This is a genomic window from Lentzea sp. NPDC059081, assembly GCF_042738015.1.
Classification (GTDB): domain Bacteria; phylum Actinomycetota; class Actinomycetes; order Mycobacteriales; family Pseudonocardiaceae; genus Lentzea.
Map to the genome: position 1 here is coordinate 212,703 of NZ_JBHYGW010000008.1, position 23,772 is coordinate 236,474.

22 protein-coding genes are annotated in these 23,772 nt (G+C 67.2%); 21 read left to right on the top strand and 1 reads right to left on the bottom strand.

The features are described 5' to 3' along the window. Positions 1–17: 17 nt before the first annotated feature. A complete protein-coding gene (locus ACFWV3_RS20725) occupies positions 18–1,046 on the bottom strand; it encodes a LuxR C-terminal-related transcriptional regulator (protein ID WP_382413015.1) in 1,029 nt (342 codons plus the stop codon). A gap of 362 nt (positions 1,047–1,408) precedes the next feature. On the opposite strand from ACFWV3_RS20725, the gene aroA reads away from it, so the two are divergent. The 21 genes from aroA (at position 1,409) to ACFWV3_RS20830 (ending at position 23,760) form a co-directional block, all read left to right on the top strand. Then, on the top strand, positions 1,409–2,743 hold the full coding sequence (aroA, locus tag ACFWV3_RS20730; RefSeq protein WP_382413016.1) for a 3-phosphoshikimate 1-carboxyvinyltransferase: 1,335 nt from the start codon (positions 1,409–1,411) through the stop codon (positions 2,741–2,743). Next, positions 2,740–4,260 carry a 2,3-bisphosphoglycerate-independent phosphoglycerate mutase gene (gene gpmI, locus ACFWV3_RS20735; protein ID WP_382413017.1) on the top strand — a complete coding sequence of 507 codons (1,521 nt, stop codon included), beginning with the start codon at positions 2,740–2,742 and terminating at the stop codon, positions 4,258–4,260. Before aroA ends, gpmI begins: the two co-directional genes overlap by 4 nt. A 26-nt stretch (positions 4,261–4,286) precedes the next feature. Further along, complete coding sequence (locus ACFWV3_RS20740; RefSeq protein ID WP_382413018.1) at positions 4,287–4,682, top strand: hypothetical protein; 396 nt, start codon at positions 4,287–4,289, stop codon at positions 4,680–4,682. A gap of 28 nt (positions 4,683–4,710) precedes the next feature. Continuing rightward, positions 4,711–5,433, top strand: a complete 723-nt coding sequence (locus ACFWV3_RS20745) for a hypothetical protein (RefSeq protein ID WP_382413019.1) — start codon at positions 4,711–4,713, stop codon at positions 5,431–5,433. A gap of 15 nt (positions 5,434–5,448) precedes the next feature. Beyond that, positions 5,449–6,510 carry an inorganic phosphate transporter gene (locus tag ACFWV3_RS20750; RefSeq protein WP_382413020.1) on the top strand — a complete coding sequence of 354 codons (1,062 nt, stop codon included), beginning with the start codon at positions 5,449–5,451 and terminating at the stop codon, positions 6,508–6,510. A gap of 95 nt (positions 6,511–6,605) precedes the next feature. Next, positions 6,606–6,767, top strand: a complete 162-nt coding sequence (locus ACFWV3_RS20755) for a hypothetical protein (RefSeq protein WP_382413021.1) — start codon at positions 6,606–6,608, stop codon at positions 6,765–6,767. 28 nt (positions 6,768–6,795) lie between these two features. Continuing rightward, complete coding sequence (locus ACFWV3_RS20760; RefSeq protein ID WP_382413022.1) at positions 6,796–8,028, top strand: M28 family metallopeptidase; 1,233 nt, start codon at positions 6,796–6,798, stop codon at positions 8,026–8,028. 21 nt (positions 8,029–8,049) lie between these two features. Then, on the top strand, positions 8,050–8,412 hold the full coding sequence (locus tag ACFWV3_RS20765; protein WP_382413023.1) for a carboxymuconolactone decarboxylase family protein: 363 nt from the start codon (positions 8,050–8,052) through the stop codon (positions 8,410–8,412). A gap of 31 nt (positions 8,413–8,443) precedes the next feature. Next, a complete protein-coding gene (locus tag ACFWV3_RS20770; RefSeq protein ID WP_382413024.1) occupies positions 8,444–9,721 on the top strand; it encodes an acetyl-CoA carboxylase biotin carboxylase subunit family protein in 1,278 nt (425 codons plus the stop codon). 9 nt (positions 9,722–9,730) lie between these two features. Beyond that, entirely contained in the window at positions 9,731–10,861 is a 1,131-nt protein-coding gene (locus ACFWV3_RS20775) for a GNAT family N-acetyltransferase (RefSeq protein WP_382413025.1), read from the top strand. A gap of 77 nt (positions 10,862–10,938) precedes the next feature. Further along, the gene (locus ACFWV3_RS20780; RefSeq protein ID WP_382413026.1) at positions 10,939–12,045 is read left to right on the top strand and encodes an acetyl-CoA carboxylase biotin carboxylase subunit family protein; all 1,107 of its coding nucleotides are present in this window, start codon (positions 10,939–10,941) and stop codon (positions 12,043–12,045) included. A gap of 21 nt (positions 12,046–12,066) precedes the next feature. Beyond that, positions 12,067–13,329, top strand: coding sequence for an acetyl-CoA carboxylase biotin carboxylase subunit family protein (locus ACFWV3_RS20785; RefSeq protein WP_382413027.1), 1,263 nt, complete (start codon positions 12,067–12,069; stop codon positions 13,327–13,329). Between the two features lie 306 nt (positions 13,330–13,635). Next, a complete protein-coding gene (locus tag ACFWV3_RS20790) occupies positions 13,636–15,333 on the top strand; it encodes an ABC transporter ATP-binding protein (protein ID WP_382413028.1) in 1,698 nt (565 codons plus the stop codon). Further along, on the top strand, positions 15,326–17,260 hold the full coding sequence (locus ACFWV3_RS20795; RefSeq protein WP_382413029.1) for an ABC transporter ATP-binding protein: 1,935 nt from the start codon (positions 15,326–15,328) through the stop codon (positions 17,258–17,260). The genes ACFWV3_RS20790 and ACFWV3_RS20795 overlap by 8 nt, the downstream gene beginning before the upstream one ends. Then, on the top strand, positions 17,253–17,483 hold the full coding sequence (locus ACFWV3_RS20800) for a hypothetical protein (RefSeq protein ID WP_382413030.1): 231 nt from the start codon (positions 17,253–17,255) through the stop codon (positions 17,481–17,483). Before ACFWV3_RS20795 ends, ACFWV3_RS20800 begins: the two co-directional genes overlap by 8 nt. A 26-nt stretch (positions 17,484–17,509) precedes the next feature. Beyond that, the gene (locus ACFWV3_RS20805) at positions 17,510–17,932 is read left to right on the top strand and encodes a FixH family protein (RefSeq protein WP_382413031.1); all 423 of its coding nucleotides are present in this window, start codon (positions 17,510–17,512) and stop codon (positions 17,930–17,932) included. Positions 17,933–17,941: 9 nt separating this feature from the next. After that, positions 17,942–19,147, top strand: coding sequence for a pyridoxal phosphate-dependent aminotransferase (locus ACFWV3_RS20810; protein ID WP_382413032.1), 1,206 nt, complete (start codon positions 17,942–17,944; stop codon positions 19,145–19,147). Next, the gene (locus tag ACFWV3_RS20815; RefSeq protein WP_382413033.1) at positions 19,144–19,362 is read left to right on the top strand and encodes a heavy-metal-associated domain-containing protein; all 219 of its coding nucleotides are present in this window, start codon (positions 19,144–19,146) and stop codon (positions 19,360–19,362) included. The genes ACFWV3_RS20810 and ACFWV3_RS20815 overlap by 4 nt, the downstream gene beginning before the upstream one ends. A 124-nt stretch (positions 19,363–19,486) precedes the next feature. After that, positions 19,487–21,823 carry a heavy metal translocating P-type ATPase gene (locus ACFWV3_RS20820; RefSeq protein WP_382413034.1) on the top strand — a complete coding sequence of 779 codons (2,337 nt, stop codon included), beginning with the start codon at positions 19,487–19,489 and terminating at the stop codon, positions 21,821–21,823. Positions 21,824–21,835: 12 nt separating this feature from the next. Next, entirely contained in the window at positions 21,836–22,759 is a 924-nt protein-coding gene (locus ACFWV3_RS20825; protein ID WP_382413035.1) for a GNAT family N-acetyltransferase, read from the top strand. Then, entirely contained in the window at positions 22,756–23,760 is a 1,005-nt protein-coding gene (locus ACFWV3_RS20830; RefSeq protein WP_382413036.1) for a copper resistance D family protein, read from the top strand. Before ACFWV3_RS20825 ends, ACFWV3_RS20830 begins: the two co-directional genes overlap by 4 nt. Positions 23,761–23,772 lie beyond the last annotated feature (12 nt).

A 23,772-nucleotide genomic window follows, 5' to 3' on the forward strand; every position in this document is an offset into this window, starting at 1 on the left:
CTACTTCGCCGTCGGTCTTACGACGCGTGATGCTCCGTCAGTCGGGCTATGGGGATCAGGTCGATTATCTCTTCGCCGCAACACTTGTCGCGTTGGTGTCCCTTCCTGCTCGGCTTTAGCCAGTTCCGCGCGACGGCGTTTGCGCCTGCCTCGAACCGGCTGCGTGCTTCGAGCTTGGTCATGAGATCCGCGACCATGCGGCGTACCGTGCGCAGTCCCAAGCCGAGCTTCTTGCACACGGCCTCGTCCGTGAGGCCCTGGCTCAGCAGGCGAAGCAGCTCACTCTCCATGTTGGACGGTCCCTCGGCAGAGCACGGTGCCGAGGACAGCGGGATGGCCGATGCCCATACCTGTTCGAAAAGCCCTACCAGCGCGGTGATGAATCCCGCTCCGGTCACCTGAAACGCACTGCAGTTGCCCAGCTCGGGATCGACGGGGAGCAGCGCGGTGGTGCGGTCGAACAGCATCATCCACGTGGGAAGCGTGGGTGTCGTGCGTACCTCTCCGCCGGCGGCTGACAGCCACTCGGCGTAGCGCATCGTCGGTCGATCGTTGCAAGCGCTTTCTTGGTACACAGTCCACACTGCAGCGCCGTTGCGAAGCAAGTCCTCGTCAATCGCTTTGCGCAAGCCCAGATTGTCCACGGATTGCAGACCGGTCGGGAGAAGAGTGAGGCACTCGATGCGAGTCTGCCGCGCGAGTACGCCCATTCGCGCTTGAACTGTGGTGACGCCGTCCAAACGCTCCCATTCGTTGCGGACGCCGGCGCCGCACACCTCGTCGTACTCGGCTATGAGGCGACCTACTGCGGCCTTCGTCGCGGCGAACTCGTGTTGCCTCCGCAGGAGATCCGCATGCTGGCGGTCAAGAAGCGACTGCAGGGCGACGCTGGGACTGCCGGGGATGAGGGAGTCGGAACTCCTTCGCAGAACTCCCAATTCGACCAATCGGTCGACGACCGCGTGAACTTCCTCTGTCGGGATGTCAAGCGTCGCAACAACTTCGTCGGCCGTGCAACCTCCGCGGCCGAGGATGAAACGGTACACGGACTGGCCTGACTGGTCCAACCCGAACGGCGGCATGTACCCCCCTAGGGTATCTGCGACAAGAAACCCTGTCGTAACCCCGAATTCCCCACCCCATGTCCTGCATTGAGAGTCATCAATGTAGCACTCCGTTGGGGACGCATGTCGTTTTCAGCGAACAGCAGGCATACGGAAGATGAATGGGTGTTACCAGGGAACTACCCCACTGGTTGACCCCAGGCAACAAGCTGCCAGGCACCTTGCTGCCTGACGAGATCGCTTCCCTGACCAGTCCTCAAAACGCAGGCTGTCACCGCCCGGCTGACCGACGCTCAAGTCGCACTCGGCAGCCGCTGAAGCAGGACGACGTCTAGGGGAGACGAATGACCACGACGGTTCAGGACACGCGCATGGAAGCCGACGAGCTGACGGTGCGCACCCTGCCCACCTTCGACCGTGTTGTGAACGTGCTGGGCTCCAAGAGCTACTCCAACCGATACCTCGCGATCGCTTCGCTCGCCGCGGTCTCCGGGCAGGAGACGACCATCGAAGGCGCACTGGTCTCCGACGACACCGTCCTGCTCGCGAAAGCGATCGAGCAGTTCGGGCACGCGACCGTCACGATCGACACGGAGAACTCCCGGTTCCACGTCGTCCCGACCGGCCAGCCGATGCGTGCGCCGCAGGAGGACATCTACGTCGGTGCCGCGGGCACTCCGCTCCGTTTCCTCATCTCCATGGCAGGCCACGCTCTGGGCACGAGCATCATCACCGGCACCAAGCGCATGCAGGAACGTCCCATGGGATCGCTCCTCGACGCGCTGCCCGCGCTCGGTGTCGACGCCACTGCCGTGCGGGGCAACGGAAGCCCGCCCATCCAGGTCGTCGGCGGCACGTTCCGCGGCGGTGCAACTCGCATCAGCGGTGCGGTCAGCAGCCAGTTCACCTCCAGCCTGCTGATCAACGCCACCCTGGCGGAGCAGGACGTCGAGGTCACGATCATCGACGACCTCATCTCCAAGCCCTACGTCAACATGACCGTTGCGGCGCTTGCGGAAATGGGTGTCCAGGTCGAGCGCGACGGCTTCACGAGCTTCACCGTCCGCGCGGGACAGAAGATCCGCGGCGGCTCGGTGACCGTCGAGCCCGACGCGTCCGGAATGTCCTACTTCCTCGCGGCCGCGGCGGTGCTCGGCGGACGGATCACGATCCCCGGCATCGGCTCCGGCTCGCACCAGGGTGACGTCGGCCTGGTCGAGGCGCTCGTGCGCATGGGCTGCACGGCCGACGTCACCAAGGACTCGATCACGCTCCAGGGCGGAGAGCTCCGCGGGATCGACATCGACATGGAGGCCATGCCGGACGTCGTGCCGACCCTCGCCGTCGTCGCCGCGTTCGCCGAGGGCACCACCCGCATCACCAACATCGCGAGCCTCCGGGTCAAGGAGTGCGATCGCATCGCCGCGGTGACGACCGAGCTCCGCAAGATGGGGATCGAGGTCGACGAGGAACCCGACGCGATGACCATCACCGGCGGAACGCCGACCGGCGCGGTGATCGACACCTACGACGACCACCGGATCGCGATGTGCTTCGCCATCGCCGGTCTGCGGACCGAAGGCGTTGTCATCCGCGACCCGGGTTGCGTGGCCAAGTCCTTCCCGACCTTCTGGCAGACCCTGGACCAGCTCGCGGCCGACGGCTCGAGCACCCTGTGAGCGAGGGCTTCCCGGGCATCCTCCTGGTTCTCGACGGGTGGGGGCACGCACCCGCCGCCGCGGACAACGCCATCACCTCCGCCGAGACGCCGGCACTCGACGAGCTGATCGCCACCTGTCCCCACCTCCTGGCCGATGCGTCCGGTACGGCGGTCGGTCTGCTGCCGGGCACGGTGGGCAACTCGGAGATCGGCCACATGGTGATCGGTGCGGGACGGCCGGTCCCGTACGACAGCGTGCTGGTGCAGCAGCAGATCGACAGCGGTGAGCTGGCGTCGAACCCCTTGCTGTGCGAAGTGTTCGGCGAGCTTGCTTCGACGGGTGCGGCGCTGCACCTCATCGGGCTGGCGTCGGACGGGGCGATCCACGCCCACGTGGATCACCTGCGCCCGATCCTGCTCGCCGCGGCCGAGCAGGGGGTCGGCCGGGTCTGGCTCCACGCGATCACCGATGGCAGGGACGTGTCCGACGGCACCGCGGCCGACTACCTGGGAAAGATCGAGAAGTTCGTCGCGGAGGCCGGGGTCGGCACGCTCGTCACCGTGATCGGACGCGGCTACGCGCTCGACAAGGCCGGGAACCTCGACCTCACTCGCGAGGCCGGCCTCGCCATCGCTGACGGGGTCGGCGCGTCGGTGACCCGGTTGCTGGACGCCGTCGAGGCCTCCGAACGAGGCGACGAGTGGGTGGTGCCCAGCATCCTGGTCGACGGCGGTGCCCCTGTCGGCCGGATCAGCGAGGGCGACGCAGTGCTGTTCACCAACTTCCGCAGTGACCGCATCCAGCAGCTGGCGGACTTCCTGGTCGATCACACGGCTGGTCGCTCGGTCAGGACGGTGAGCCTCGCCCAGTACGACACAACGGCAGAGATCCCGCCGCTCGTGAGCCGCGCGGAAACCGGTGGCGGCCTCGCTGATGTGCTGCAGGAGCACGGGCTTCGTTCGGTCCGGATAGCGGAGACGGAGAAGTTCGAACACGTCACCTACTACGTCAACGGCCGCGACTCGACTGCTCGTGAGGTCGAGGAGCACGTGCGGGTCACCGCCGAGACCAAGCCGGACTACCGGACTCGGCCGGAGATGACCCTCGACAAGGTGGTCGAGGAGATCGAGTCGGCGGCTCGGAGGTCCGATGTGGATCTCGTGGTCGCCAACCTCGCGAACATCGACGTCGTCGGGCACACCGGCGACTTCGACGCCACCGTGCTGGCGACCGCGCACACCGACAAGGCGGTCGCACGCATCGCCGAGGTGGCACGGGAGACGTCGCGCTGGGTGCTGTTGGTCGGTGACCACGGCAACGCCGAGCAGATGAAGAAGAACGGACCCGATGGCTCGCCTCGACCGTACGGCGGCCACACGACGAATCCGGTTCCGGTGGTGCTCGTACCCGCACCTGGCCAAGAGGTGGCGAGCGGCGACCACGACGCGGTCTCACTGGCCGACATCGCACCGACGGTTCTCGGTCTTCTGGGCCGCCCCTCGGGTGCGGTCATGACGGGGAAGAGGTTGTGGTGACAGGACAACTGAAGCAACACCCGCTAGTGCAGTGCACTGACGACTTCTTCGACTCGGTACGGCTGTCGCTGTCCGGCATCTCGCCTGGTGCCGAGCTCAAACGCGACTGCCTGCGCAAGTCGGCTGTGGCCTCCGCCTTCGAGGAAGGGTCCACCGCCGTGGCGGTGGACCTCGGGCCGGGGCTGTGGACAATCCTGCGTTCGAGTGCGGACGGGCTCAACCGCGTGTTGTGCGTGCACAACGCGACACAGGAACGCCAGGTCTTCGAACCTGCCACCCACCTGGGAGACGGCGCACCGGTCTTCCTCGGTGGTGAAACCACCTCCAGCGCGAACGAGGGGCGCCTGGAGTGCGAGCTCGGCCCGCACGGGTTCGTGTGGATCGGCCGGCTCGGCAGCAGCACAGCACGAACAAGTGAGTAGACGCGCGTTCACAGGGGAGGACCACGTAATGACACGATCCGCAGCGGCTCGGGGGGACCGGGCACGACTCGCTCTGGTGGGTGACCGCAGCGATCGTCAGGCGGCGCACGGGCGGCTGGACGCCCTGATCCCGCACCTGGACGTTCAGGTCGACTGGGTGCCCAGCACCTCGGTCACGGCGGAGATCGCCGACTACGACGGCATCTGGGTGATCCCCGGATCGCCCTACGCGGACAAGGAAGCGGTGCTCCTGGCGATCCGGCTCGCCAGGGAGACCGGCATTCCCTACCTGGGCACGTGTGGAGGGTTCCAGCACGCGCTCATGGAGTACGGCCAGTCGGTTCTCGGCTTCGCCGATGCCGACGACGTGCAGTACGACCCGGATGCGAGCACGCCGTTCATCGTGCCGCTGGAGTGTTCGCTGGCGGGTGAGCAGGCATCGCTCTACCTCGCCGAGAACAGCGGTCTCGCAGCGATCTACGACAACGTCGAGAGCACCACCGAGACCTACCACTGCAAGTACGGCCTCAACCCCGACTACGTCGACACGTTCATGCACAGCCAGCTCCGCATCTGCGCATGGGACTCGGAGAAGGCGCCACGAGCGGTGGAGCTTCCTGACCACCCGTTCTTCGTCGGGACGCTCTACCAGCCCGAGCTCTCGTCGACGCCCGGCAACGTCCACCCCCTGATCAAGGCCTTCCTGGCCGCAGTGGCACTGCGGGCACAGACCGTGGCAGCTGAGTACTGAGAAGGAGATCCGCCAATGGAAGTTCTGGTACTGGTGCTGGTGTTGGCGCTAGCCGCGGCGAACGGCGCGAACGACGTTCCCAAGGGCGTGGCCACCCTGTCCGCAGCAGGCGTCGCGAAGATCCGCACCGCCGTCATCTGGGGAACGATCACCACTGCCATCGGCTGCCTGGTCTCACTGACCTTCGCCGCGAAGATGACCGCGTTGTTCTCCAAGGGAATCGTGTCGGCCGCGCCGACGCCGGCCTTCGCGGTCGCGGTCCTGACCGGAACTTCGGCGTGGGTCGCGTTCGCCACCTGGCGGAGGCTGCCCGTCTCTACCACGCACGCCCTCGTCGGCTCGCTCCTCGGTGCCGGCGTGCTGTTCGCCAGCAGTTCGGTGAACTGGGGAGTGCTGCTCAACAAGGTCGTGGGCCCGCTGCTGCTCAGCGTGCTCGGCGCCTACATCGTGTCGATCACCCTGACCTTCGTCGGCCGCTACACCGCCCGTCAGGCGGCGAAGCGCTCGGCAGTGAGACCGGGTGAGCAGCCCAAGACCGTCGACGCCAGCGGCGGCGCGAGCAGTGCGGCCACCGTCGTGGAGACCGAGAGCGCATCGGCTGAGCAGGCCAAGTCGAAGATGTCTCCGGTCATCCTGCTGCACTGGGCCACCAGCGGGTTCACCAGCTTCGCCCGCGGCATGAACGACGCTCCGAAGATCGTGGCCATCGGGTCCTTCGCCCTCATCGGCGGGATGACCACGACGGGTCTTCTCTTCGGCGTCACTCTCGCCATGGCCATCGGCGGTCTCGTCGCCGGTGCCCGCATCGCCAAGAGGCTCTCGGTCTGCGTCGACAACATGACCCACGTCGAAGGCTTCACCGCGAACCTGACGACCGCCGCACTGGTCGGCCTCGGCGCCTTCCAGGGGCTTCCGATGTCCACGACCCAGGTCTCGGTGGGCGCCATCGCCGGTACCGCGGGCACCGATTTCAAGCGCATCAAGGGCAAGTCGTTCCGCGACTTCGGTATCGCCTGGCTCGTCACTCCTCCGTTCGCCGCAGGCGTGGCCGCGCTGACCTACCTCATCGCGGGCTGAACCTGTTGACAGCCCGCCTTGGATCGATAGGCTTGTATCTAGAAGAACTTCGAAACAAGGCGGGCTGAGCTTCCGCTCGAAAGGGGTTGGGGTACATGGCCGGCGAAGAGACGACCCAGCAGGCCGGAGGGTTCATCACCCTGCCGGTCACCACCGGTACCGCCACGAGCGGCGGCTGCTGCGGTGAGCCGGCGGACAAGTCGGGTGCCGTGGTCGGAGGCCAGGGCGACGGCTGCTGCGGCGAACCGAACTCCTGATCTCTCAACTGTTTCTCCGGGGGGTGGAATGACGGGGTCCGAACAGGTCGTCGCTGAGGACGACCTGCTGGCGCTGGCCGACGCGATCGACGCGACGCGCATGCTGTCCGATCTGGAATCGTTGTGCGCACCGGAGTTCGCCGGTCGCGGTGTAGGTAGTGCCGGTCATGATCTCGCCACCGACTGGCTGACGGAGAAACTCACGGACTTCGGCCTCAGGCCGGAGAAGCAAGTGTTCGACATCGCGGCGACGTTCAGGCTCACCGCGGCCCCCGTGTTCAGCGTGGCCGGCCCCGATCCGGCCACGCTGGAACACCGTGTGGACTACGCCGAGCACCCGCGCTCGGGTCCGATGCCCACTCCGGCCGAGGGAGTCGCACGATCGCTGGGCTCCGCGCCTCGCGCGGGTGAATGGGTCGTGCTGGACAAGGTCCCCCAGGGCGAGGCCTTCACCGAACTCGCCGCACAGGTGCGCGCCGCAGGCGGAATCGGACTGCTGACACCCCAGAACCCGGACGGGTCCGGCTTCCTGACCAAGAGGGTGATGGGCGGCAAGCCCGTCGACGTTCCCGTGATCGCTGTACGGGCGGACCTCCTGGCGCAGATCGACGGCAAGGTCGTGCGTGCCCAGGTCCAGCTTGGCCGCGGTCCTGTGGCCGGCACCAACGTCGTGGCCGGTATCGCCGGGACCGATCCTGATCTCGCTGACCGCCCTGTGCTGATCAGCGCGCACTACGACGGCGTCGGAGCCGACCCCGAGCGGCACTTCCAGTGCGCCGGGGACAACGGCAGCGGCGTCGCGGTACTGCTGGAGATCGTTCGCGTCATCACGGAACGTGGACTCGCACTGCCGCGCCCCTTTCTGTTCGCCGTGCTCGACGCCGAGGAGATCGGCGCGCTCGGGTCGCGACACCACGCCGGTGCGCTGGTGGACGCGGGCATCCGTCCCGACGTGATCAACGTCGACATGGCCGGCAAGTTCAACGGAGCTGTCGCCGCCGAGGTGGGCAAGGACACCGAGGCGCTCATCAGTGCGCTGGACCGAGCCGGCCGCGCGCTGCGCATTCCGCTGGCCGGCGGTGCCGTCGCATCGGACAACCGCAGCTATGCCGGGCGAGACCTGCCCGCGGTCGGACTCGGTCTGGGCGCCGCGCACTACCACTCACCACTCGACTCGCTCGACCGGATCGACCCCGAGGCCCTGCGCATGGCCGGGCGACTGGTCGTGCTGAGTGCCGCCTACCTGGCACAGAACATCTAGAACATCTCCGAGGAGTAGACCATGGCCTCCGCAGCGCTTTCCGTGTCGGCACAGCTCATCCAACTGGCGCCGGAGATCCGGGACAGCCACGCGAACCTCGCGTCGGCCAAGCAGGACTTCTTCAAGGCCGCGTTCGACGGCGGCGCACTCGAGCCCAAGACCCGCGGTGCCGTCGCGCTCGCGGCCGCACTGGTGCAGGGCAACGAGGAGACCGTCCGGTCCTTCCTCGCCGTCGCCAAGCAGCTCGGCCTCAACAACGAGGAGGTCGGCCAGGTCGCGGGCATCGTCGCCGCACTCACCGGGGACGAGGCGCAGCGACCGTCCGCTCAAGCACCCGCCGCGACGACGGCCGCGCCGGTGAAGAAGACCAACACCTGCTGCTAGTCCGGCGAACGCGGACGGGAAAGGAACGCCGGTGACTGAGCACGGCACATCCCCGACGGGGACGGTCGTCCTGATCGGTGGACGAGCGGAGCGCGAGTTCGAGGTGTTGCGCGATCTCGGCTACCGGATCCTCTACCTCGACAAGCGCGTGCCGCTGCAGATCATGGGCTGGGTCGACGTCCCGATCGACGTGGACGTCGACAACTGGGACGCCGTGGCCTCGACGGTCTCCGCCCACCTCGGGACGGAGACGCCGGCGGCGGTGCTGACCCACGTCGAGCCGCGCATCCCGTTGATGACACACCTGGCAGAGCGACTGCTGCCGAAGCCCGTGGGGCTGACGGCGGACGCGGCCAGGAACTGCCGGGACAAGTGGCGCACGCGGTCCGTTCTCGAAGAGGCAGGACTTCCCGTGCCGCGCTTCGGGCTGGCGGCCGACACCCGCGACGCGTCCCGGATAGCCAGGGAGCTCGGCTTCCCGGTGGTGGTCAAACCGCGTGACGGCGCCGGCGGATTCGGTGTCCGCCGCTGTGAGTCGGTCGAGGAAGTGCGCTCGGCGGCAAAGGCGATCCTCGAGGAAGCGAGTCCTGAGGCGTTGCCAGGTGTTTTGGTGGAGGAATACCTGGACGGGCCGGAGTACGCCGTCCAGACGCTCTCTCAGAGCGGTGTGACGCAGGTGTTGAGCGTCCTGCGCCAGCACATGACCGAGCCTCCCGTCTTCGTCGAGTTGGGTTACGACTACCCGTCAGGACTTCCCGATGCCGAGGTCGAGCAGCTGGGGGCGATGGTTTCCTCTGCGCTGGCCGTCCTGGGCATCCACGACTGGATCAGTCACACCCAGGTCCGCAAGTGTGCGGACGGGTTCCGCATCGTCGAGGTCAACGCCCGCCGCCCTGGTGGCCGGCTCGTCGAGATGACCGAGGCGGTGTCCGGCGTGGACATGATCGAGGCGGTCACCGCGATCGCGCTCGGTCTGCCGGTCGGTGTCCGCGAGCCGTTCGCGAGCCGGGCCAAGTACCGGAGCGTCGTGTTCGACCAGGCAGGAACTCTGCTCTACCGCGTGCCCTCGTCAGTTCCCGCCACGGTTCCTCCGATCGTCGAGATCGAGGTTCCATCCGGGGACACGGTTCACCCCGTCGACCACCCCGAGGGCGGTGTGTACGGCCGCATCGTCGTGTTCGGCGATACCGCGGAGGAGCTCAACTCGATCGAGAGTGCCGTGCGCACGGAGCTGGACATCCAGGTGATCCAGGTCGACGAGCTCAAACTCGTGGGAGCGGACAGCCGCGAGTTCAAGTCGTGCTGCTGAGGTGACCGGATGACGATGGTGACTGAGCCCGCCGAGGCAGTCGGCGGGTATCGCGTCGAAGTGGTGCGTGGTGTCGCTGATGTCGACCGGGGCGAGTGGAACGAGGTGGTGCGCGCAGGTGGCGGCACCATCTTCCACACCTGGGAGTGGTTGGCGGCCTTCGAGGAAGCGCCGCCTGGTGTCTTCGACCCGCTGCACGTGCTCGCCTACGATGGCGACCGCCTGGCCGGCGTCTGTCCCGCCTATCTCGTGCACCAGTGTCCTCGCTTGGACCACGTGGCCGGGCTCGCGGAGATCGACTTCGGCGGACCTGTGCTGCTCGCGCACAGCCTGGCCGCCTTCGCCGGCGGACCGTTGGCGCCACCGGCGAACCACGGCGCGCTCGACGCTTTGGTCAGCGCGGTGGAACAGACCGCTCAGCTCCACGACGCCTGGGCTTGGGGATTCGCGAACCTGCCGGCCGGACCACTCGTCGGGAGGCTCATGGGCAAGGGCTACGCGACCGGTCAGCTGAGCACCACCTACGTCGTCGACACCCGGCGTGCCTCAGCGCAGGACTACTGGAGCACCATCCGGGGCCGGCACAGACGTGAACTCACACGGGAGCGCAAGGGCCTGGTGCAGCGTGGTTTCACGATCTCCCGCGCGACGCCTGCAGCCGAAGACCACGTTCGACTCGTGCAGGCACTGGTCGCCGATCACGGCACACCCCTGGAGTTGCTGCCCCAGCACTTCCTGCAAGCTCTGCACCGCAACCTCGCGCCGTACGACCGGACCTTCGTGACCGCGGACCAGACCGGTGCCGTCGCCGCCGTGTTCGGTGGTTACGAGTTCGGGACTGAGCAGTCCATGTGGCTGGCCGGGCTCGACGTAGGCAAGTACAGCTCGTTCGAGTTCTACCGGCCGATGCTCGCCGAGGTGATCGAGGCGGCCATCGACTCGGGGACCGGCATGGTGAACCTGGGACGTGCCAACCCGGCACCGAAGCGCCGTGTTGGTGCGGTGGCTGTCCCGCTGTACCTGGCACTGAGCTCGTCAGACCGGAAACGCACGGCGATGCTGCATGCCGCGTGCGCCCTTCTTGAGTCGCGGATCCACCATGGAACCGATGGCCTCGACGTCGTGAGCAGGTGCTGTTGATGACCTCTGCGGGAATCGACGAACGAGACAGCGTCGCGTGCATCTCAGGCCGCCGTGTGGTGGACGTGCTCGCAAGCATGGACGTACGCACAGTGCTGCTGGGTGACCCGAACCCACTGGATCTGGCGTGCATCGCGGACGTGCCACTGGACGTCGACCTCGACGACTGGAAGTCCACCGAGGCGGTGCTGCGGGCACTGCACGGCGCACGCCCCTTGACCGCCGTCTTCAGCGTTTACGACGCCTATCTGCCGCTGGCGTCCTACCTCGCCATGCGGCTGGGGATCCGCGGTCTGTCGATGCCCGCCGCACTGAGTGCCGGCAACAAGGCACGGATGCGCCTGACACTCGAAGGCGCGGGCATTTCAGGTCCGGACTACCTCGTCATCGCCGACCCGGATGACGTCGAACCGGCGGCACGACGGCTCGGGTATCCCGTGGTGCTGAAGAAGATGGTCAACGCGCGGGGCCGCGGTGCGTTGCTGTGCTACGACGACCAGGAACTGGCCTGGGCAGTGGCCACCTTGGGCCGGTCCGCCTTCGTGGTCGAGAAGTACGTGCCGGGTCCCGAGTACGCGATCCAGACCATCACGGTCGATGGCGTGACCGAGGTGGTCAACGTGCTCGCGCAGCAGACGGCACCCGGTCCGCGGCAGGCTGAGACGGGGTACGACTTCCCGAGTGGGCTCGGTGAGACTGGAGACCGAGCGCTCGGGCAGTTCGTCGCAGAAGCCTTGAGCGCACTGGGTTTCGACAATGGCGTCGCACACGTACAAGTCCGCATCGGCCCATCAGGACCGGCGCTGATCAACGTCGCCGCGCGTCCACCGGGCGGTCAGCTGTGCGACCTCACCGAACGCGTGTCCGGGGTCGACATGACTCGGGCCGCGGTCGACGTCGCCCTCGGTCGTCCCGTCACCCGCGCCACACCCGTTGCGGCTCGTGCCCTGTACAGGTGCGTCTCTTTCGGACAGGCCGGCGTCCTCGACTACGACATGTCCGCGCTCGACCGTCCTGGAGTTTTCCTTGACGTCGAGCCGGGAGAACGGGTGCACGCCGCCACGGACCTGCGCGGCGGAAGCTACGGCCGCATCGTCGTTTACGGCGACGAACCCGGCCAGATGGAAGCGGACTACGAACAGATCCTGGACTCCCTTCGCCCGACGGTGAAGCCCGAGCCCTGAAACCGGATGTGGTGATCACTGATGCCCAACGACACGCGCCCGCCCAGAGTGCTGGTGCTGAGCGGACAGCGCACGGTCAGGATGCTCAAGGAGCGCACCGACTACGAGGTCGTGTACGCCGACGAGGCGATGACTCTCGAACAGCTCCTCCTCGCCGACTTCCCGCTCGAGGTCGACTTCGACGACTGGAACGCCGTCGCGGCCAAGGTCGGCCAGGTGCACGCGAGCAAGCCCATCGACGCGGTGGTGACGGGCGTCGACCGTCTGGTGCCGCTGGCCGGCCGTTTGGCCGAGAGCCTGGGTCTGAGCACCGGCATCACCGAAGAGGCGGCCCACAACTGCAACGACAAGGCCGCTACCGAGCGGCTGCTGCAGCAAGGCGGTGTACCTGTTCCGGAGCACAGGGTCGTCCGCTCGACAACGGAAGGCATCGCCGCGGCCGGCGAGATCGGCCTGCCGGTGATCGTCAAACCCCGTGACGGCACGAGCGCTTCGGGGCTCATGTACTGCGAAACGCCGGACGACGTGGCCGATGCCGTCGCCGACGTGCTGGACGACGGCAAGGACTCCGCTCTGATCGAGGAGTTCATGGTCGGCGCCGAGTTCGGAGTCTTCGCCAGCAGGGTGAACGGCCAGACCACCGTGATGTACGTGGTGGAAGGCGATGTCGGTCCGCCACCGAAGTTCGTCAAGGTCGGCGCGTGGTTCCCGAGCACGTTGGGGGAGGAGCAACTCGCCGAGCTGGAACGGCTCACCGATGCCGCCCTCGCCGCGGTCGGGCTCGACAACTGGGTCGCCTCACTGCAGTTCTGGATCACCGAGGCGGGACCGAAGGCCGGCGAGATCAACCCCAGGGTGGCTGGCGGACAGGGCGTCGAGCTGATCGCGGCGACCTCGGGCTACGAGCCGACGCTGGTGGCGGTGGAAGCGGCACTGGGACGCCGGGTGGAACCCGAGACGCCCCGCGCCGCAGCAGGTCTGTACCGCAGCATCGTCTTCTCCGACACCGGACGCCTGCGCTACCGCGAGGAGGCTCTTGCCGGTGTGGAGGGGCTCGAATCCCCGATTCCGCCGCTCATCGAGCTCGACGTCAAGCCGGGCGACCCGGTGGTGCCCATCAACCACCCGCGCGGTGGCGCGTTCGGCCGCGTAGTCCTCGTGGGCCGGAATGCCGAGGAGCTGGACCGCGACTACCAGCGGATTCTGGACAAACTCGACCTTCGGGTCGAGTCGGCGGCGGCTGCTGAGTCGCAGGTCGAGCGCGCCCACACCTCTTGCTGCTGAACGCAACCGGCAATTGAGCTCCACTGTCTTGACGTCCATCGAAGCAGCTGTTTAGATAACTTTGAAATCATCTAATCAAGGAATCCTGGGGAGGTGAACATGGCTGATGACATGATCGGATCCGGCTGCTGCGAGACCAGTGGCATGGAGGATGTCGCGGAGGATGGCACCGAGTGCGGGTGCGCATGTGCCTGCTGCGACTAGGAAACCGAGATTTCAGATGATCTCAAGCGGTCCGCGTCCATCGGGCGCGGCCCGCCCTCGCTGGTCACAAGTCGTGCAATCCCAAGAAGAAGAGGGCTCGACGTGAAGGAGTCGCTCCGCGCGCTGCGCTTCATGTACAGCTACCCGTTGCGCTACCGCGGCGCGATGACGCTGGCCACCGCGGTCATGCTCGTCGGTCTGCTCGGCAACATCGCCATCCCGCTGCTCATGCGCATCGCGATCGACGCCGGCGTGCTCGGCGGTGACACCCAGCTGCTCCTCGTGATCGCGCTGGGAGTGCTGGCCGCGGGTGGCGTCACCACTGCTTTGCTGCACTGGGGAAAGAGGATCAGGTTCGGCATCGCGAGTCGCGCGGTGACCGACCTGAGGCACGATCTGTTCAGTCAGTTGATGCGGCTCGGCCCGGCTGACACCGCCGAAGCGTCCGGTGGCCGTGCGCTCACCCGCCTCATCTCCGACGCGGTCGCTGTGCGCGGCCTCACCAACGGCGGTCTGCTCGAACTGTTCAACCAGATCATGGTGACCGGCGCGATGCTCGTGGCAGCGCTGGTGATCGACTGGCGGGTCACCCTGATCTCGGTCATCCCGATGGCTTTCGTGATCCTCGGCAACATGACGGTGCAGCTGCGGCTGCAGAAGTCCTTTGTGGAGCTGAAGGGTCAGTTCACCAAGCTGCTCGCCGGAGTCGGCGAGTCGCTGTCGAACATCAACATGGTCAAGTCGTTCGGTCGTGAGGGCGCCGCGTCGGGCAAGCTGCACAAGATCAACGAGGATCACGCAGCCCGTGACGGCAAGATGAAGAAGACTTACAGCCGCTGGGAGGCGTTCCTCAACGTCATCGGCGGACTGCCGACGCCGATCGCGCTGTGGGTCGGTGGCAACGCCGTCGTCGACGGCACCCTGACCGTTGGCAGCCTGGTCGCGATCGTCGCGCTGGTCATGATGTTCCAGATGAGCATCCACATGCTCTCGATGAACGTGAACGGAGCCTTCCGCTCCACCGTGACCGCACAGCGGCTGCTGCACGTGATGGACGCGCAGTCGGTCATCGACGAGCGGACCGACACGCGACCCATGCCCGAGCTGCGTGGCGCGGTCAGCACGGAAGGCGTCGTGGTCGAGATCGGCGGCCGTCGAGTTCTCGACGGTGTCGACCTCACCATCGAACCGGGTGAGAGCGTTGCGCTGGTCGGCCCGACCGGCAGCGGCAAGAGCACCCTGCTGCACGTGCTGGCGCGGTTGCGCGACCCGGAAGCGGGCACTGTCCGCTACGACGGGGTCGACGCCCGGGACTACAGCTCCCACGACGTGCGCAAGCGCGTGGTGTGCCTCCCTCAGCGCCAATGGGTCTTCGAGGGAACGCTGGCGGAGAACGTGGCCTTCGCCCGACCGGGCGCCTCCGAGAAGGAAGTCGCTGCCGCGGTGTCGGCTGCCGGCCTCGGACACATCCCGCTGACCCGCGAGTTCGGAGCGACCACCATGGACCTCTCCGCAGGCGAGCGGCAGCGCATCGGCCTCGCCCGCGCGCTGCTGGTCGACCCGGACATCCTCCTCCTCGACAACCCGACTGCGAACCTCGACGCGGAGACGGAAGTCGCCTTGCTGGAGACCATCGTCTCGGTGCGCGGGAAGCGCACGCTGATCATCGCGACCCAGCAGGACTCCGTGGCCCGGTACGCCGAGCGTGCGATCACCCTGCGCGCCGGCGCCGTCGAGACCAGCGAAGCCGCGCGGCTCGCTCACGCCGGAACGTCCGAAGGAGCCAAGGTCAATGGCTGACACGACCACGGCCGTTCCGGCCAAGACCAGCGTCGAGGACATGGACGCCCGCGCCGCGCGCAAGATCCTCTGGAACGCCGTCAAGCGCTTCCTGCCCTACATGAGGCCCCATCTGGGCTGGATGTCCATCGCGACCACCATGGCCGTGCTGTCGTCCATCACCACGATCGCCGTGATGTACACGGTGATGGCGGGTATTGGTCACATCGTGCTCGGTGACACGGAGGCGGTCCGCAGCACCGCTATCAACCTGATGGTGCTGGTGGTCGTCGAGAACGTCATCCGAATCATCTACAACTCCGCGATGATCCGGGTCAACGAGCGCCTGACCGTGACGATCCGGAACGACCTCGTGGAGCGACTGCACAAGGTCCAGCTGTCCAGGCACGTCGCCCAGGCCAGCGGTGAGTGGGTCACCCGCGTCCTGTTCGAGGCCAACAGGTTCCGCAGCTTCCTCACGAAGTCGGTGATGGAGGTCGTCAACAGCGTCGTCTGGTTCATCGCCTTCGCGATCTTCCTGCTCGCGCTGAGCCCGGCTGTCGCGTTCCCGACGCTGATCGCGATCCCGTTGATGGTCTACATCGCGTTGTGGTGGACGAACCGGCTTCGCGGCGACACCCGGCGGCAGCGCCGGGAGTGGGACAAGATGGTCGGCTACCTCAACCAGCGCATCGATGGCATCGGCGACATCCGCTCGTTCGGCCAGGAGCAGGCGCTGCTCGACGATCTGAGCGCGCGGTCGGAGCGGTACAACGTCGTCCACAACCGACTGTCGCGCAAGCGTCTCTGGCTCTCGTCGCACCTGGCGTTCAGCGTCCACTTCGCACTTGCCCTGCTGATCTTCTTCGGTGGCCTCCAGATCATCCAGGGCCACGCTCTCGGCTCCGGGTTCTTCTTCTCGCTGGCCTCCGGCATGATGCCGATGACCTGGATGCTGCTCGGCACCGACTCGATGATGGCCTCCATGGGCATGGCCCAGGGTGCGGCTCTCGCCGCAGGCACGCTGGCTGCGTTCGCGCTGTTCGTGAAGAAGATGCTCAACCCGGTGCGCGATCTCGCCCACCAGCTGGGCGAGGCGTCGGATGTGGCTGTGTCCGCCCAGCGCGTGCTCGAGGTGCTCGATCTGCCGGAAGAAGACGACTCCGGTGAGGCGTTGCCTCCGGTTCGCGGTGAGCTCGTGGTGGACGACGTGCGCTTCGGCTACCCCGGTGGCGAGGAGGTCCTGCACGGACTGAGCTTCTCGGCTCAACCTGGCGAGCACGTCGGCGTCATCGGTTCCAGCGGTGCCGGCAAGAGCACGTTGATGCAGCTGCTCGTGCGGCTCTACACGCCGACCTCGGGCTCCATCAGCGTTGACGGTCATGACCTCGCCGGGGTGAGCAAGTCCTCGGTGCGTGACCAGATCCTGCTCGTCACGCAGGAAGCGCAGCTCTTCGACGGCACCGTCACGGAGAACATCCGCTTCGGCCGTCCGGATGCCACCGACGAGGAAGTCGTCGCGGCCGCCGAGTCGGTGGGTGCGGACGAGGTCATCCGCCAGCTCGGCCAGGGCTACAGCACCCGAGTCGGTGAACGCGGCTCTCGGCTGTCCGTGGGCGAGCGGCAGCTCGTCGCCCTTGCCCGCGCGATGCTCGCCGACCCCAGGGTGATCATCCTGGACGAGGCGGTGTCCAGCGTGGACCCGGAGAGGCAGCGCATCGTGCTGGCCGCGATCCGGCGGCTGCTCGAAGGACGTACCGCGGTCGTCGTGGCCCACTGGCTCGCTCTCGTCGAGGACCTCGACAAGGTGTTCGTGCTGGAGGAAGGCCGGATCGTTGAGTCCGGCAGCCCCGTCGAACTGCTCACCGCGCACGGTCGTCTCGCCGAGCTGCTGAACGTGCAGACCAGTCAGAACAAGGAAAAGACCGGAAGGAACGTCAATGTCTAGCGACACGAACGTCAGCGACATGTTCTCCGCCGCGCTCGGTGGTGACGCACCCGCGGCCAAGCCCGCCGCGAAGAGCTCGTGCTGCGGTCCCAAGACCGAGGTCAAGATCGAGCCGACCGAAGCGGCCGCTGTCGCGGCCGCGCCGAAGGCGTCGTCCTGCTGCGGCCCGAAGCCGGCGGCGACCGAAACCGCCCCGAAGGCCAAGAGCTCCTGCTGCGGCTAGAAGTCCGGTACGACTGAGGAGATTCCATGACCAGGACGCGAGTCGCCTCGCTCGTCGCGGTGGCGGCGCTTGCCGCCGTCACCACGGGGTGCGGGGCACGCCCGGCAGATGCGGGTGCTCCTACGGAGACCTGCACCGAAACCAAGACCGGCTCTGGTCTCTCGATCGACCTCACGACCCCATGCCCTCTACGAGGGGGGAAGTCGGCGGACGCGCGCATCACGGTCAAGAACGACAAGGGCGAGAAGATCACCAACGCTACGGTGAAGCTCACGCCCGACATGCCGTCAATGAACATGCACAGCGGTGAGCAGAACGCGACTCCGAACGGCGACGGCTACGACGCCAAGCTCGTCCTGGGCATGGGCGGTGAGTGGATCGTCAAGGTCCAGGTGACTCCCAGCTCCGGATCTCCTGCCGACGTGAGCTTCACGCTCAACGCCAAGTAGGAGGCCGAGATGCTGAACCGCCGCGCTGCCATGGTGCCGCCGTCGAGCACGGCGTCACTGGACGCTTACGTGAAGCAGCTCGTGGCTGATGGGGTCGATGTCGTCAACCTGACGGGTGGCGAGGTCGATTTTCCGACGCCCGACGAGGCGTGTCGCGGCGGTATCGACGCGATCGAGCACGGTTTGACCCGTTACACGGCGGTCGCGGGGATACCCGCTTTGCGCGCCGCCATCGCCACACGCCTCGACTCGGCGTGGAGCTGCCCGTACCCGGCGGATCAGATCGTGGTGACCAACGGGGCGAAGCAGGCGTTGGCCAACGCCTTCGCGGTGTTGCTGGACCCCGGTGACGAGGTGCTGATCCAGGCTCCGCACTGGGTCAGCTTCCCGCACATGGTCACCCTGGCCGGCGGTGAACCGGTGGTGATTCCCACCGGGGAGAACACCGGTTTCAAGCTCACGCCGGCCATGGTCGAGGACAGGATCACCAGCCGCACCAAGGTGTTGCTGATCAACAGCCCTTCGAACCCGACCGGCGTCGTCTACGACCGCGACGAGCTCGAAGCGCTTGCGGCGGTGGCGGTCGAGAACGACCTCGTCATCCTCAGCGACGAGATCTACGGCGACCTCGTCTATGCCGAGGCGAAGTTCACCAGCGTGGCGTCACTCGGCGAGGAGATCAGAGAGCGGACGATCACGGTCGCGGGTTTCTCGAAGACCTTCGCCATGACCGGCTGGCGAGTCGGCTTCGCCGCCGGACCCGAGCCGGTGATCTCCGCGATGACGGCGGTGCAGGGGCACACCACCTCCGCACCCTCGACGATCTCCCAGTACGCGGCGCTCGCAGCCGTGGCCGACGAACCGGTGGCGGAGCTGGCTCGGCGTAAAGACGACCTGGACTTCCGCCGCGGAATGATGCGCGGCGGCCTGAGCGCCATTCCCGGCATGAGGCTGGCGGTCGAGCCACGCGGCGCGTTCTTCGCGTTCGCCGACGTGACCGGCTTCTACGGCCACCACGGAATCGCCGATGCCGCGACCTTCGCCGAACGACTGCTCGCAGACGCCCAGGTCGCGGTCATGCCCGGAGCCGACTTCGGAGCGCCCGACCACGTCCGGCTGTCCTACGCCGTGAGCGAGGACTCGATCACCACCGCACTCCAGCGGATCCGCGATTTCGCCCGAGAGACCCTGTCAGAGAAAGAGACAACGCGATGACCACGACTGCCTACTCCGTCACGGGAATGACCTGCGGCGGCTGCGCGAAGCGCGTCCGGACCGCCATCGAGGAGAACGTCCCCGGGCTGTCGGAGATCAAGATCGACCCGGCCGCGGGCCGCGTGGAGATCACCTCCGAAGGTCCCATCTCCGACGACGCCGTTCAGGCCGCCGTCGAGACCACGAAGTACAAGTACGTCGGCGTGCTCGCGTGAGCGTCCCGGTCAAGCTCGTCGGCTTCGCGGCCATCCTCGTCGCGGTCTTCGCGCTGGCGTACGTGGCCGGCACGCACGCGCCGATCTTGTGGTGAAGGAAATCCGGTAGGGGAGGGCAGGGGAGATGGCTGGATCGGCCACGACGGCCGCACCACAAGCGGTGGTCACGCTCAACATCGGCGGCATGACCTGCGGGTCCTGTTCGGCCCGCATCGAGCGCAAGCTCAACCGCATGGAAGGCGTCCAAGCGGAGGTCAACTTCGCGCTGGAGCAGGCGCACGTCGCGCACGATCCCAGCGTGAAGGTCGAGGACCTGATCGCTCTCGTGGAGTCCATCGGTTACACCGCCGCACTCCCGGTCGAAGAGGTCGTGGAGAGCGCCGACGGGGCGCCGAACGCCGAGGACCTGGCCGAGGAACAGGCTCTCGCGGCGATGCGGCGCAAGCTCCTGCTGTGCCTCGCCTTGACGGTCCCGGTCGTCGCGATGGCGATGATCCCGCCCCTGCAGTTCACGTACTGGCAGTGGTTGTCCTTGACTCTCGCGGCACCGGTCGCGACCTGGGGTGCGGCGCAGTTCCACGTGGCGGCGTGGAAGAACCTGCGACACGCCTCGGGCACCATGGACACGCTGATCTCCCTGGGCGTCCTCGCCGCCTTCGGCTGGTCCCTCTACACACTGTTCTTCGGCTACGCCGGCGTCCCCGACATGAAGATGCCGTTCGTCATGCTGCCGGTGTCCGGCCAGGGCCTGCACCACATCTACCTCGAGGTCGCCGCCACCCTGACGGTCTTCATCCTCGCCGGCCGCTACGCCGAGCACCGCTCCAAGCGTCGTGCGGGCGCCGCGGTTCGCGCCTTGCTCGAGCTCGGCGCCAAGGACGTCACAGTGCTGCGGGCCGGACAAGAGATCATCATCCCGATCAAGCAGCTGAAGGTCGGCGAGCACTTCGTCGTTCGTCCTGGCGAGAAGGTCGCCACCGACGGGATCGTGGTCGAGGGCAGCTCGGCGGTGGACGCGTCGATGCTCACCGGCGAGAGCGTTCCCGTCGAGGTGTCGCCCGGTGATCCCGTCACCGGAGCGACCGTCAACGCCAATGGTCGTCTGGTGGTGCGAGCCGAGCGCGTCGGTGCGGACACGCAGCTCGCTCACATGGCGAAGCTCGTGAGCGAAGCCCAGGCGGGCAAGGCGTCAGTCCAGCGCTTGGCAGATCGTGTGGCGGCGGTGTTCGTGCCGGTGGTCATCGGCCTGGCGGTCGCGGCGTTCGGGTTCTGGCTCGGCAACGGCGCGGACGTCGCCACCGCTCTCGTGGCGGCGGTCTCGGTCCTGGTCGTCGCCTGCCCGTGTTCGCTGGGCCTGGCCACTCCGACAGCTTTGCTGGTGGGCACGGGCCGGGGTGCCCAGCTCGGCATCTTGATCCGCGGTCCCGAGGTGCTCGAGTCGACTCGACGGATCGACACGATCGTGCTCGACAAGACCGGCACGGTGACCACGGGCGCCATGCGCCTCGTGGAGATCGTTCCCGCCGAAGGTGAGGACGAGGAGGAAATTCTCCGCCTCGCCGGTGCGCTGGAGAACGCCTCGGAGCACCCGATCGCCAAGGCGATTGCCACAGCTGCCAAAGAACGCTTGCAGTCCTTGGGCTCGGTCACGGACTTCGAGGCCACCGCCGGCCTCGGCGTGAGCGGTGTGGTCGACGGCAAGTCAGTTCTCGTCGGCAGGGCCACGTGGCTAGGTGACAGGCTGTCGACACCCGACGCGCTCAGCGATGCGCTCACCCGCGCGCAGGAATGTGGGCAGACGCCGGTGCTGATCGGCTGGGGCGGCCAGGTGCGCGGCGTGCTGACGGTCTCCGACACCACCAAGCCGTCCAGCGCGGAAGCAGTGGCACAGCTCAAGCGCCTCGGACTGCACCCCGTCCTGCTCACGGGCGATAATGAGCGAGCCGCGCGCACCATCGCCAAGCAGGTGGGTATCGACGACGTCGAGGCCGAAGTCCTTCCCGAGGACAAGGTCGCAGTGGTCAAGCGCCTGCAGTCCGAAGGACGCACGGTCGCGATGGTCGGCGACGGTGTCAACGACGCCGCCGCGCTTGCCCAGGCCGATCTCGGCATCGCTATGGGTACGGGAACCGACGCCGCGATCGAGGCCAGCGACATCACGCTAGTGCGCGGCGATCTGCGCAGCGCACCGGACGCGGTCCGGCTGGCGCGTCGCACGCTCGGCACGATCAAGGGCAACCTGTTCTGGGCGTTCGCGTACAACATCGCGGCGATCCCGCTCGCTGCAATGGGCTGGCTCAACCCGATGATCGCGGGCCTCGCAATGGCGCTGTCGAGCATCTTCGTCCTGTCGAACAGCCTGCGGCTGCGCACGTTCCGCGGTGAGACCAGTCCTGCGGACCTGACGGGGCCTTCGGGACCGACCGCGACCAGGTCGGCAGAGCTGACCTCGGTGGGCTGACCGTTGAGAACGGTGGCACTGGGCGTGCCGATGGCGGTAGTCGACGCCGCCGACGCGTTGTCCGGCGCTTGGCGCGCCTTCAGCGCCGACGTCGACGTCGTGCGGGTCCAAGACCCGCCCGCGCACCTCTGGCGTGAGCTGGCCTCTGCCGGCTTCCACCCCAAGCCCCAGGTGCTCACGTGGCGAGCCGCGCCGCTGGGCAGCGAAGAGGAGTTCGTCGCGCGTCTGTCCGGCAAGGACAGGCAGAACCTCCGCACGGCACGGCGTCACGCCGATGGGCTCTTGGTGCGGACCGAGGTGGTCGACGCCGAGCTGCTCGACGAGTTCCTGCCGATCTACGAGGCCGGCATCGCCCGGATGAAGCACGGTTGGGCGGTCGCCAAGGAGCAGAAGGACAAGGTGCTCGCCGACGCCGATCGCTACTTCGCCGTCTGCATGCGATCGAACGGCACTTTGGTCGGCGCGAGCATCAACGAGGAGTCGCACGTCCGCAGCGAGGTCCGTGCGCGGTTCTCGGCGACGTTGCCCGACCAGAGGCAGTCGAGCCTCGCGAAGGTGCTCTACCTCGAAGTGATCGAGGTGGCGAGGCAGCGCGGGTTCTCGTGGGTGAGCCTGGGCAGCGACCCGAACCTCTACGGCCACCTCGCCAAACCAGGCCTGTTCGGGTTCAAGAACCGGCTCGGCTTCGCCGCGGTGCCGTCCCACGTCGTCGACCCCGGGTCCGGCTCGGATCAGGCCGACCGCGTCGTCGGGCTCAGCGCCCTGTCCGATCCCACCTTTTTCCTCGCATACGCGCACGAAGAGAACGGGATCCCGAAGCGGGATTCGCTGCTGCGCCTGGAGATGTTCACCAGCGAGCCCGATGTCGACGTCCGTCCGTACACCGCCGACTATCTCGGCGGTGTACGGATCAACCAGGTGGGAACCTCGTCATGACGGTGACCCGCCTGTCCGGGCGCGCGCCGTCTTCGTTCCTGGGACTCGTCATCGCCGCCGGATGTGTGTCCGGTGTGCTGGTTGGACTCGGGATGAGCGTCGTGTCCGCGGCTCCAGGTTTGGTCGAGCCCGCCACGGCAGTCCGGATCGGGCTGCCTCTCGCCCGGATGGCGATCATGCTTGCGGCCGTGGTCGTGGTCGGTGCCGCTCTGCTGCCATTTCTGGTGGGGACGCGGCGCCGAGCTGCGTCCCGCGTCGCGGTCGTCGGCTCGGCGGTGTGGGTGGTGGCCGCTCTCGCATGTCTGGTCCTCGACATCGCGACGGTCCACGTGGGACACCAGATCACGGGTGAGATGATCGTCTGGCACATCACGGGTTTCCGCACCGGAACCGCACTCGCGCTCGTCATGGCCGGCGCCGTTGTCAACCTCGTCGTTGCTGCTGTGGCTGTACGTCGCGATGTTCCGGTGTTGCTGCCACTGGTGATCGCGACGTTCACCGTGTTGCCGTTGCCGCCCAGCGGTCACTCCTTCGACGCCCCCGACGGTGTTCTCGCGCTCGGTGTGCTGGGGCTGGAACTGCACGTGCTCGCGGTGACGGCATGGACAGGAGGACTGCTCGCGGTGGCCATCGCGGCCGGTGCGCAGCGGGAACTCCTGGCGGACGCCTTGCCGAGGTTCTCGCGACTGGCCACCGTCTGCATCTTCGTCGCCGCGATCGCCGGTGTGGTGTCGGGTGTGTTGCACCTCGTCGTGTCACCGGACGTGCAGTGGTTCTCAGCTCTCTTCACGACCACGTACGGACGGATCCTCGTGCTCAAGGGCGTGCTGCTGACAGCGGCGGGGTTGCTGGGTGCCCACATCCGCTTCCGCCTGCTGTCATCGATCCGTGCGCAGCGCCCGACCGCTTTCGTACGCTGGGCGGCACTGGAACTGGCGGTGATGGGCTTGGCCTTCGGGTTGGCAGCCGTGCTCGCGCGCAGTCCCGTGGACGCGATCTGATCGGAATGCCGG

Coding starts and splice junctions, on each gene's coding strand:
- ACFWV3_RS20760 (WP_382413022.1), top strand. CDS start 6,796: ATGACGGGGTCCGAACAGGTCGTCGCTGAGGACGACCTGCTGGCGCTG.
- ACFWV3_RS20765 (WP_382413023.1), top strand. CDS start 8,050: ATGGCCTCCGCAGCGCTTTCCGTGTCGGCACAGCTCATCCAACTGGCG.
- ACFWV3_RS20810 (WP_382413032.1), top strand. CDS start 17,942: ATGCTGAACCGCCGCGCTGCCATGGTGCCGCCGTCGAGCACGGCGTCA.
- ACFWV3_RS20750 (WP_382413020.1), top strand. CDS start 5,449: ATGGAAGTTCTGGTACTGGTGCTGGTGTTGGCGCTAGCCGCGGCGAAC.
- aroA (WP_382413016.1), top strand. CDS start 1,409: ATGACCACGACGGTTCAGGACACGCGCATGGAAGCCGACGAGCTGACG.
- ACFWV3_RS20755 (WP_382413021.1), top strand. CDS start 6,606: ATGGCCGGCGAAGAGACGACCCAGCAGGCCGGAGGGTTCATCACCCTG.
- ACFWV3_RS20815 (WP_382413033.1), top strand. CDS start 19,144: ATGACCACGACTGCCTACTCCGTCACGGGAATGACCTGCGGCGGCTGC.
- ACFWV3_RS20800 (WP_382413030.1), top strand. CDS start 17,253: ATGTCTAGCGACACGAACGTCAGCGACATGTTCTCCGCCGCGCTCGGT.
- ACFWV3_RS20745 (WP_382413019.1), top strand. CDS start 4,711: ATGACACGATCCGCAGCGGCTCGGGGGGACCGGGCACGACTCGCTCTG.
- ACFWV3_RS20785 (WP_382413027.1), top strand. CDS start 12,067: ATGCCCAACGACACGCGCCCGCCCAGAGTGCTGGTGCTGAGCGGACAG.
- ACFWV3_RS20780 (WP_382413026.1), top strand. CDS start 10,939: ATGGACGTACGCACAGTGCTGCTGGGTGACCCGAACCCACTGGATCTG.
- ACFWV3_RS20795 (WP_382413029.1), top strand. CDS start 15,326: ATGGCTGACACGACCACGGCCGTTCCGGCCAAGACCAGCGTCGAGGAC.
- ACFWV3_RS20805 (WP_382413031.1), top strand. CDS start 17,510: ATGACCAGGACGCGAGTCGCCTCGCTCGTCGCGGTGGCGGCGCTTGCC.
- ACFWV3_RS20830 (WP_382413036.1), top strand. CDS start 22,756: ATGACGGTGACCCGCCTGTCCGGGCGCGCGCCGTCTTCGTTCCTGGGA.
- ACFWV3_RS20820 (WP_382413034.1), top strand. CDS start 19,487: ATGGCTGGATCGGCCACGACGGCCGCACCACAAGCGGTGGTCACGCTC.
- ACFWV3_RS20775 (WP_382413025.1), top strand. CDS start 9,731: ATGACGATGGTGACTGAGCCCGCCGAGGCAGTCGGCGGGTATCGCGTC.